5 protein-coding genes are annotated in these 9,389 nt (G+C 66.4%); all 5 read left to right on the forward strand.

Annotated features, from left to right (window positions below):
- Positions 1-42 precede the first annotated feature (42 nt).
- Genes SD70_RS39490 through SD70_RS27400 form a run of 5 tightly spaced genes read left to right on the forward strand, consistent with a single transcriptional unit; the run spans position 43 to position 8,023 of the window.
- Positions 43-744 (forward strand): PD-(D/E)XK nuclease family protein, encoded by a 702-nt coding sequence (locus SD70_RS39490; RefSeq protein WP_269432541.1) that lies wholly within the window; start codon positions 43-45, stop codon positions 742-744.
- Positions 734-4,441, forward strand: a complete 3,708-nt coding sequence (locus tag SD70_RS34040; protein ID WP_231571588.1) for a UvrD-helicase domain-containing protein — start codon at positions 734-736, stop codon at positions 4,439-4,441. The genes SD70_RS39490 and SD70_RS34040 overlap by 11 nt, the downstream gene beginning before the upstream one ends.
- Entirely contained in the window at positions 4,423-5,574 is a 1,152-nt protein-coding gene (locus SD70_RS34045; RefSeq protein WP_052487942.1) for a PD-(D/E)XK nuclease family protein, read from the forward strand. The genes SD70_RS34040 and SD70_RS34045 overlap by 19 nt, the downstream gene beginning before the upstream one ends.
- Positions 5,575-5,594: 20 nt before the next feature.
- Positions 5,595-6,776, forward strand: a complete 1,182-nt coding sequence (locus SD70_RS27395; protein ID WP_041051526.1) for an exonuclease SbcCD subunit D — start codon at positions 5,595-5,597, stop codon at positions 6,774-6,776.
- Between the two features lie 20 nt (positions 6,777-6,796).
- Positions 6,797-8,023, forward strand: a complete 1,227-nt coding sequence (locus SD70_RS27400; protein ID WP_052487943.1) for an AAA family ATPase — start codon at positions 6,797-6,799, stop codon at positions 8,021-8,023.
- Positions 8,024-9,389: the final 1,366 nt, after the last annotated feature.

Raw genomic sequence — 9,389 nt, forward strand, 5'->3', positions numbered from 1 at the left:
CGATCCCGGCGCGTGACGCTGCCGCTGCCGAACGGGCGCATCATGGACATCGTCGGCCGCATCGACCGCGTCGACTCCGCCGTGCTGAACGACCGGTTGCTGCTGCGCGTCATCGATTACAAGTCGGGACCGACTTCGCTCGCTTTGCCGGAAGTGCTGTACGGCCTGTCGCTGCAAATGCTGACGTATCTCGACGTTATCGTCTCGAACGCGCAAGCTTGGCTCGGCAAGGCGGCGGAACCGGCCGGAGTGCTTTATTTTCACGTGCACAATCCGCTCATTTTGCATAAAAACCGGCCGCAGCCGGACGATGCCGCAAAGGAGCTGCGCAAACGGTTCAAAATGCGCGGGCTCGTCACGGCCGACGCCGACGTCGTGCGCATGATGGACGGCGATTTGCGGTTGCGCAACGGCTATTCCGAGCTGCTCCCGGTTGCGCTCAAGGCGGACGGCGGCTTTTATTCCTCCTCCGCGGTCGTGACGCCGCAAGGGTGGGAAGCGCTGCGCAGCGAAGTGCGCGGGCAAATCCGGCGCATCGGCACGGACATTACGGACGGCAAGGTCGGCATCGAACCGTACCGGCTCGGCAAAAAAACGGCGTGCCAGCATTGCCCTTACCGGTCCGTATGCCAGTTCGAGCCGCTCGGCGAGGAAGGCGGATACCGCCATCTGCGGCCGCTTGGAAAAGAAGAAACGTGGCGATTGCTTGAGGGAGGCGACAGCGGTGAGCGGCATGGAGAATAAGCGCGCAGGGATTGAACAAGAGAGCGGCGTGCCTCCGAAGCCGGCGGATGCGACATGGACCGACGACCAGTGGGCCGCTATCGCCGTAAGAGGCGCCGATCTGCTCGTCGCCGCAGCGGCCGGCTCCGGCAAAACGGCGGTGCTCGTGGAGCGCATTATCCGCCGCATTACCGACGAGCGCGATCCGCTCGACGTCGACAGGCTGCTGGTGGCAACGTTCACGAATGCGGCTGCCGCTGAAATGCGGCACCGCATACGCGAGGCGCTGGAGAAAGAGCTGCTGCGCCAGCCGTCGTCGGCCCATTTGCGCCGCCAGCTCGCGCTGATGGGGCGCGCTTCGATTACGACGCTGCACTCGTTCTGTCTGGAAGTCGTACGGCGATACGAGCAGCTTGCCGGGCTCGCGCCGGGGTTCAGGATCGCGAACGAGACGGAAGCGGAGCTGCTGCGCCAAGACGTGCTCGAGGAGATGCTTGAGCGGCATTATGCCGCTGCCGAGGAAGGCGGGCTGTTTTGGCGCACCGCCGACGCGTTCGGCGGGGAAAAAAGCGATGCGGGCTTCCATGCGCTCATTCAGAAGCTGTACGACGAAGCGCGCAGCCATCCGTACCCGGAACATTGGCTTCGCTCGGCGGCGAACCGGTTCGGCCCGCGGCCCGCGGGGAGCGAAGCGGCGGTGGGGCGCGGCGCTGTGGCGACGGTTGCAGTCGAAGCGGCGAAGGATGCAGAGGCGGGTATTTTGGGCGCAGTCGAAGCGTCGAAGGACGCCGGACTTGGAATGGCAGGTGCGATCGAAAGACAGTCGGATGCCTGGGACGGGGTGCAGGATGAGAGCAATGCACCGCCGGACCCCGAATTCGGAAGGATGGATGGGAGAGCAGCGCTTACGGAGGCTGGGGGACTGGTTGAGAGTGCAGCGCCTGCGGATGCCGGGGCCGGTAAAGCGGTTGCGGAGTTGGAAGCCGGCTTGGCGGAAGCGGCGGCCGCAAGCGTCGTGGCGGAGGAAAGCGCAGCTTTGGCCGCACGCGCGGAGCAAGCGCCGGATTGGCCGCTGGAGCTGCCGTCCTTGGCATTGTGGCAGCAAAGCTTGCTCGGCGACATGAAGCTGGAGCTGGAAGGCGCGGGCGCGCTGCTGCAGCAAGCGATCGACACGGCGGAAGCGCCGGGTGGCCCCTATCCGTACGCCGGCACACTGCGCGACGATCTGTCCGTCGTATCACAGTTGCTGGACGCCGCTGGCAGCGGCTGGGAAGCGCTCGTCGGCGCCTTCGGAGCGGTTTCGTTCGGCAAGCTGAAGCCATGCAAAGGGGACGACATCGATAAAGAGCTGCAGGAGCACGTGAAGGAGCTGCGCGGCCAGGCGAAGGATCAAGTGTCGCGCCTGCAGGAGGAACTGTTCGGCCGTACCCCGGAGCAGTTTGCGCTCGAGCTGGCGGCGCTGGCGCCGATTGTCCATACGCTCGTAGACCTCGTCGTCGAATTCGGGGAAATGTACAGTCAAGCGAAGGAGTCGAAAGGGCTCGTCGATTTCGGCGATCTCGAGCACTGCTGCCTGCGCGTGCTTCGCGACCCGCAGTCTACGCCGGAGCGGCTGCTGCCGTCGGCTGCCGCTCACGCGTATCGCGAGCAGTTCGCCGAAGTGCTGCTCGACGAATATCAGGACACGAACCGGGTGCAGGAAGCGATCGTCACCTTGATTTCCCGGTCTGCGCCGGGCAACCGGTTTATGGTCGGCGACGTCAAGCAAAGCATTTACCGGTTCCGGCTGGCCGAACCGGGGCTGTTTCTGGAAAAGTATCAATCGTTTACGGCGACAGGCGCAGGACCGGGGCGGCGTATCGACCTGGCGCGCAATTTTCGCAGCCGCAAAGAAGTGGTCCGCGCCGTCAACTTCGTCTTCACGCAAACGATGCACGGCGCCGTCGGCGAGATCGACTACGACGAGCGGGCCGAGCTTGTGTACGGAGCCGGCTATGCGGAGCCGGAGGGCGCGGAATGGCCCGTCGAAGCGCTGCTGCTGGAGAAGGCCGAAGGCGCAGCGCCATCGGGCGGCGATGCCGGCGGCGAGAGCGAAGGCGACTTCTCGGGCGAGGCGGCCGATGCCGGGGAGCAGGACGAGAAACTTGAGCTGGAAACGGCGCAGCTGGAGGCAAGAGCTGTCGCTGTTCGCGTTCAGGAGCTGCTCGGCGCAGGCGGCCGCCCTCCGATGCAGGTGTACGACAAAAGCTTGAAGGCGTTCCGCGACGTATCGTATCGCGACATCGTCATTTTGCTGCGGGCGACGCAGCAGTGGGCGCCGGTGTTTATCGAGGAGTTGAAGCTGTACGGCGTACCGGCTTATGCGGAGCTGAGCACGGGGTATTTTGCGGCGACGGAAGTCGAAGTCGTCATGTCGCTGCTGCATGTCATCGACAATCCGTATCAGGACATTCCGCTCGCAGCCGTGCTTCGTTCGCCGATCGTCCGGCTAACGGCCGAGGAAATGGCGCAGCTGCGGCTGGCGGACCGCAGCGGCTCGTTCTACGAAGCCGTGCGGCAATATGCGCGCGGGGATAAGGACGATGCACAATGGGCTGCTGCGGGCGGAGGTGAGATGGCGGCGTCCTCAGCCGTGCCGGACATCGGCAGGACGAAGGTGACGGCCGAAGCTGAGCCGGAGAACGGCGAAGCGGCTGAATCCAACTCTGCTGCGGACGAAGGCGAGACGGCTGTGTTCAGTGCTGTGACGGGCATCGGCATGCCAATGACAGCGGCCGACGATGAAGATGCGGCGCCGATTGCCGCCGGAAACATTCAAGAGAACGGCGGGAACGCGAGCCTGCGCAGGCGGGTGCGCCGTTTTCTCGCAAAGCTCGAGGAGTGGCGGAAGGAGGCGCGGCAAGGCGCTCTGCCGGAGCTCATTTGGCGGCTGTACCGCGAGACGGGCTACTTCGACTTCGTCGGCGGCCTGCCCGGCGGCCAGCAGCGCCAAGCGAACTTGCGCGCTTTATACGACCGGGCCCGGCAATACGAAAGCACGTCGCTGCGCGGGCTGTTCCGTTTCCTCCGCTTTTTGGAGCGGATGCGGGACAGCGGCGGCGATCTCGGCACGGCGCGGGCGCTCGGCGAGCAGGAGAACGTCGTCCGCATCATGTCGATCCATAAGAGCAAAGGGCTGGAGTTTCCGGTCGTATTCGTCGCGGGTCTTGGCAAAATGTTCAACCGCAGCGATGCGAACGAACCGTTCGTCACGCATAAGGAGCTCGGCTTCGGCCCGCGCTACGTCGATGCCGAGCTGCGCGCCGGCTATCCGACATTGCCCGCGCTCGCCATTCAGCGGCGAATGAAGCGCGAGCTGCTCGCCGAGGAAATGCGGGTGCTTTACGTCGCTTTGACGAGGGCCCGGGAGAAGCTCATTTTGCTCGGTACGGCGCCGTCCGCGGAAAAGCTGCTGCGCAAGTGGAGCCGCACGCTCGAGCAGCCGGAGCGGAAACTGCCAGAGCATGAGCTGGCAAAAGCGCGCTGCTACCTCGACTGGATCGGGCCGGCATTGCTCAGACATCCGCAGGCGCAGCGTGGCGCGACCGTATCGGCTGGAGCGGCAGGCTGCCGGGCTGGCTTAAGCAAGAAGCGTCACAATGGAACGTTGCCGTCATCCCGGCCTCGTCGCTGCGCGTTACGGCCGGCGAGCAAAGAACGATGCCGGACCCGGAGCTGAGAGAAGCGCTGCGCCGCCTCGAGCCGGTGCCGCACGAGGCGCTCGCCGCGTTGGTTGACGGCGGCGTTAGGGCTATGGAACCCGGGAGGCTCGACGAATACAAAGGAGTCGCTGAAAGCGGCGGACTTGATGCTGCAGGAGGCCCGGACGGAATAGACGGAAGCGAGGGAGCTGATGGAAGCGGAGGACCCGTTGCACCCGCACGTTCGGACGGAATAGACGGATGCGAAGGAGCTGTCGTCAGCGGCGGATCTGAAGGATCCGGCGCTGGAAGGAGCGGTTCCGATGCGACAGGCGGCCCGGGCGCGGCAGGCGGAGCGAGCCTGCTGGAAGCGGTAGAGCGGGCGCTTGGCTGGACGTATCCGTTCGAGGCGGCAACGAAGCTGTTCTCCAAAACGACGGTGTCGGAAATGAAGCGACTGCACGAGCGCAAGCTGGCGGACATCGCCGCCGTGCCGTCCGATGCGGCGGTTGATGGAGCAATAGGAAGATTAGGTTCCGCCGCCGCATCCGAAGCAGGACTTGGGAGCGAACGTTCCGCGGCCGGGTTGGCGGCGCTTCGCACCGCGCTTGCGCGGCGGCCGCGCTTCATGGAGGAGCGCCGGCTGACGGCGGCCGAGCGGGGAACGGCGTATCACGCGGTGATGCAGGCGATTCCCCTCGACCGCGCGCCAACGAGGCAATCGGTGCTCGAGACGATGGACCGCATGGTGCAGCTGGAGCTGCTCACGGCGGCGCAGCGCGAAGCGCTCGATCCCGGGCCGATTGAAGCTTTTTTCGCTACCGAGCTTGGCGCTCGTTTGCTACAGGCGCATAAAGTGCATCGCGAGTTGCCGTTCTCTTATGCGCTGTCGTCGGAGGAAGCGTACGCGGGCGGTGCCGGCATAGAACTGCCGGAACCTGAACCGGTGCTCATTCAGGGCGTGATCGACTGCCTGTTTGAGGACGAAAGGGGCCTTGTGCTGCTCGATTTCAAAACCGACGCCGTGCGCGGCGTTCCGTTGGATATGCTGCGCGAGAGGTACCGCGTCCAGCTGACGCTGTATGCCCGCGCTGTGGAGCATATTTGGCGGCGGAAAGTAGCGGGACGGTATGTGTACTATTTTGACGGATCGTTAGTCGTTGAACTGTAGTCGGAAGGGAGTGACAGAACATGCGCATATTGCATACGGCGGATTGGCATTTCGGGCGCACGCTGGAGGGGCGCAGCCGGCTTGAGGAGCAGGCGGCGTTCATGGACGAGCTGACGGCCATCGTGCGCGAAGAACGGATCGATCTTGTGCTCGTTGCGGGCGATGTGTACGATTCGGTGAACCCGCCGGCGGCGGCGGAGAAGCTGTTTTACGAAGGCGTGTCGCGGCTGGCTGAGGGCGGCAAGCGGCCTGTAGCGATCATTGCCGGCAATCACGACCACCCCGAACGGTTGGCCGCCTCGGCGCCGCTGGCCGGCGGGCAGGGGGTTACGCTTGTCGGGCTGCCGGCGGCGGGCTTGCTTTCGTTTGACATCGCGCGGACCGGGGAGCGGGCGCTTATGTACGCGCTGCCGTATCCGTCCGAGTCGCGGCTCGGGGAGCTGCTGGAGGACGAGGCCAGCGAAGAGGCTCTGCGCAGCGCGTATTCGGAGCGGATCGCCAGACTGGTGGCGCGGGAAGCCGCCGCTTTCCGCCCGGATTCGGTCAACTTGCTGATGAGCCATTTGTACGTGCTCGGCGGGGCCGAATCCGATTCGGAGCGTCCGATCCAGGTAGGCGGGGCGTACACGGTCGATACGTCGGCGCTGTGCGCGGGGGCGCAGTACGTGGCGCTCGGCCACCTGCACCGGCCGCAAACGGTGAAAGCGCCGTCGCTCTTGCGATACTGCGGCTCGCCGCTCGCATACAGCTTTTCCGAAGCGGGACAGGCCAAATCGGTGACTGTGGTCGATGTGGCGCCCGGCGACAAAACCGTACAGCCGCAGGAAATATGGCTGTCCAGCGGCCGGCCGCTCGTCCGCTGGAAGGCGACGGAAGGGTTGGCGCAAGTGCGCGCCTGGCTTGACGAAGGCCGCGATCCGAACGCATGGATCGAATTGGAAGTGCACGTCACCGAGGCGATGAGCCTGGAGGACATTCACGAGCTGCGCAAGCGGCGTGACGGCTTGATACATATTCGGCCCGTATATCCGCAGACGGAGGCGGAAGCCGCCGCCGCAGAGCGCCAGGCGGGGCTGCCGGTCGACGAGCTGTTTCGCATTTTTTACGCCCGCCAGACAGGGGGCGCGCAGCCGGAGCCGGAGCTTGTCGAGCTGTTCCTGAAGCTGATGAAGGACGAGGATGAGAGCGAAGCGGCAAGTTAAGCCGGAAGGGAGGAACGCGCATGCGTCCGATAGCGCTGCAAATCGCCGGGCTGCAAAGTTACCGGGAGAAGCAGGAGATCGATTTTACGAAGCTGACCGACGCCGGGGTGTTCGGCATTTTCGGCCCGACGGGAAGCGGCAAATCGTCCGTGCTCGACGCCATTACGCTGGCGCTTTACGGCAAAGTCGAGCGGGCCCCGGGCGGCACGCAGGGCATTATGAACCAGGCCGAACAGACGCTTGCCGTCTCGTTCACGTTCGAATTGTCCAGGCCGGAAGGGGCGGAGCGGTATCGCGTCGACCGCCAGTTCAAGCGGAGCGGCGAAAGCGGCATTACCCAGACGGTCAGCCGGCTCGTAAAGCTCGTCCCCGAAGAGCCGGTCGTGCTCGCCGACAAGGCGGGCGACGTAAACTCGCAGGTGCAGGAGCTGCTCGGGCTGTCGATGCCCGATTTTACAAGGGCTGTCGTGCTGCCGCAGGGCAAGTTTGCGGAGTTTTTGACGCTGACGGGCAAAGATCGGCGGCTTATGCTGCAGCGGCTGTTCCGGCTCGAGGAGTACGGCGACAGGTTGGCGGCAAAAGTAACCGCTAAGCTTAAGGAAGCGGACGGGCAGCAAAAAGAAATCGCCGCCGAGCAGCAAGGGCTCGGCGACGCTTCGGCGGAAGCGGTCGAAGCGGCTGCGGCCCGCGCCGCGGAAACGGAGCAGGAAGCGGCGGCTGCGCAGACGGAGCTGGAGGCGGCGGAGAAGCGCCATGCGGAGCTGAAGCAGCTGGTGGAGTGGCAGCAGGAGCAGGAAGCGCTGGAGCGGCAGCTGGCGGCGCTCGCGGAACGCGAGCCGGAAGTAGGCGAGCTCGAGCGGCGGCTGGCGCTCGGCGAGCAGGCGGAACGGCTGCGGCCGTATCTCGCGCAGCTGCGGAGCGCGCGCGAGCAGGCGGCGCAAGCGGAGGAGCGCACCGCGGCGGCGGAAGCCGGCTACCGCGAAGCGGAGCAGGCCGCGGCGGCGGCACGCGGCGCGTACGAGGCGGCTGCAGCGCCTTGCGCGAGCGGGAGGAGCCGCAGCTGGCGCGAATCGCCCAGCTGGAGCAGGCGCTCGAGCTCGAGCGCGAGCACGAGCGGCTCGTGCGTAGCGCAGCGGCGCTGGAGACGGAGGCGGCGGCCGCCGAGCGGCGGCTTGCGGATGTGCGGGCCGCGCTGCACAAAGAGCTGGAAACGAAGGCACGGGCGCTGCAGCGCCAAGCCGAGCTGAAGGAAGAGCTCGGCCGTTGTTCGGTCAGCGTCGAGCAAAGCCAGACGCTGCAGGCGGCGGCACAGGAGCGGCAAGCGCTGCGTGCGGCGGAGGCGCAGCTCGGCGAGCTGCGCGCTGAGCTGGCGGCGGGAAGGGATAACAGGGCGGCGCTTGAGGCTGAGCTTGGAGAAGCGAAGCAGGCGCATGAGGCGCTGGCGTCAGATGTGCTGCGCGGACTGGCCGCATCGGGGCCGGGCGAGGGAAGCCTGGCGGCAGCGGAAGCGGCGCTTTCGGTGCTTCAGGATTTGGCGGCGTCGGGGCTGGAGGCGGCGAAGCGGGAGCGCGAGAGCGAGGAGCGGCACGCGCTTGCCGAGCGGCTTGCGGCGGCGCTGCAGGACGGCGAGCCGTGCCCGGTATGCGGATCGCCGCATCATCCGGCTCCGGCATCGGCAGCTTCGGCTTCGGTTCCTGGAACTGAGCGCGAGGACAGCCGGACAGCGGCCCGCGGCGAAGCGGCGTGGGAGGCGCAGCTCGCCGCTCTGCGCGGGCTGGAGCTGCCGCTGCGGCAGCTGGCGTTTCGCTGGCGCGCGGCCGGCAAGCAAGCAACGCTGCTGCTCCCGGATGCTGTGCGGGACGGGTGGCAGGAAGCTGCAGCGGCGCTTGGCGCCGTCAGGCCGGAGCCGGCCGTGGCCGCGGAAGCGGCTGTGGAGGCGCTGCTGTCCGAGCTGCTGAAGCAGGATGACGGCAGAGGCGTGACTGCCGGGGCGCGTGATGATGCGAAAGGCGTCGCCGATCGTTTGCGTGCGGATGGCAGTGTGACAGGAAAGGTCGGAGCGAACGGCGCATTGGCCGATGCTGCCGATGCACTCGCGGAGTCCTCTTCGGGGGTCTCGCAAACCGGCCCTGACCTTGCCGGCACGTTTGGCCCGATACATAGCGGTGCGGAGCCGGCCGCGGTTGAACAGCTCACCCGGACGCTGCGCCATTGGCTCGCCGCCGGCGAGCGGCAAGCCGATGCGCTCGAGACGCTCGCGGCTCGCATAGCAGGCGAAATGCGCGCCGCCGAGCGGCGGGTGCAGCAGCTCGCCTCGCAGCTCGCTGCCGCTGAGCAGCAGCTGCAGTCGCAGCAGAGCAAAGCGGCTGCAGTCGAAGCCGCCCATGCCCGCGGCGAAGCGGACTGGCTGGAGCGCTATCCGCAGCTGGCCGGGCTGGACGTCCCGGCCGAGCTGGAGGCGCTGCGCGCCAAGGAGCGGCAAGCGGAGGAGCTGCGCGGCAGGCTGGACAAGAGCGAGACGTTTTTGAGCGATCTTGCCGCCCGGCTGGAGCGGCTGCAGCGCGAGGAGGCCGAGCTGGACAAGCAGGCGCTCCAGCTGCGGACGCGGCAGCA

Origin of the sequence: Gordoniibacillus kamchatkensis, from assembly GCF_000829455.1 — a bacterium.
In the GTDB taxonomy this organism is placed as follows: domain Bacteria; phylum Bacillota; class Bacilli; order Paenibacillales; family NBRC-103111; genus Gordoniibacillus; species Gordoniibacillus kamchatkensis.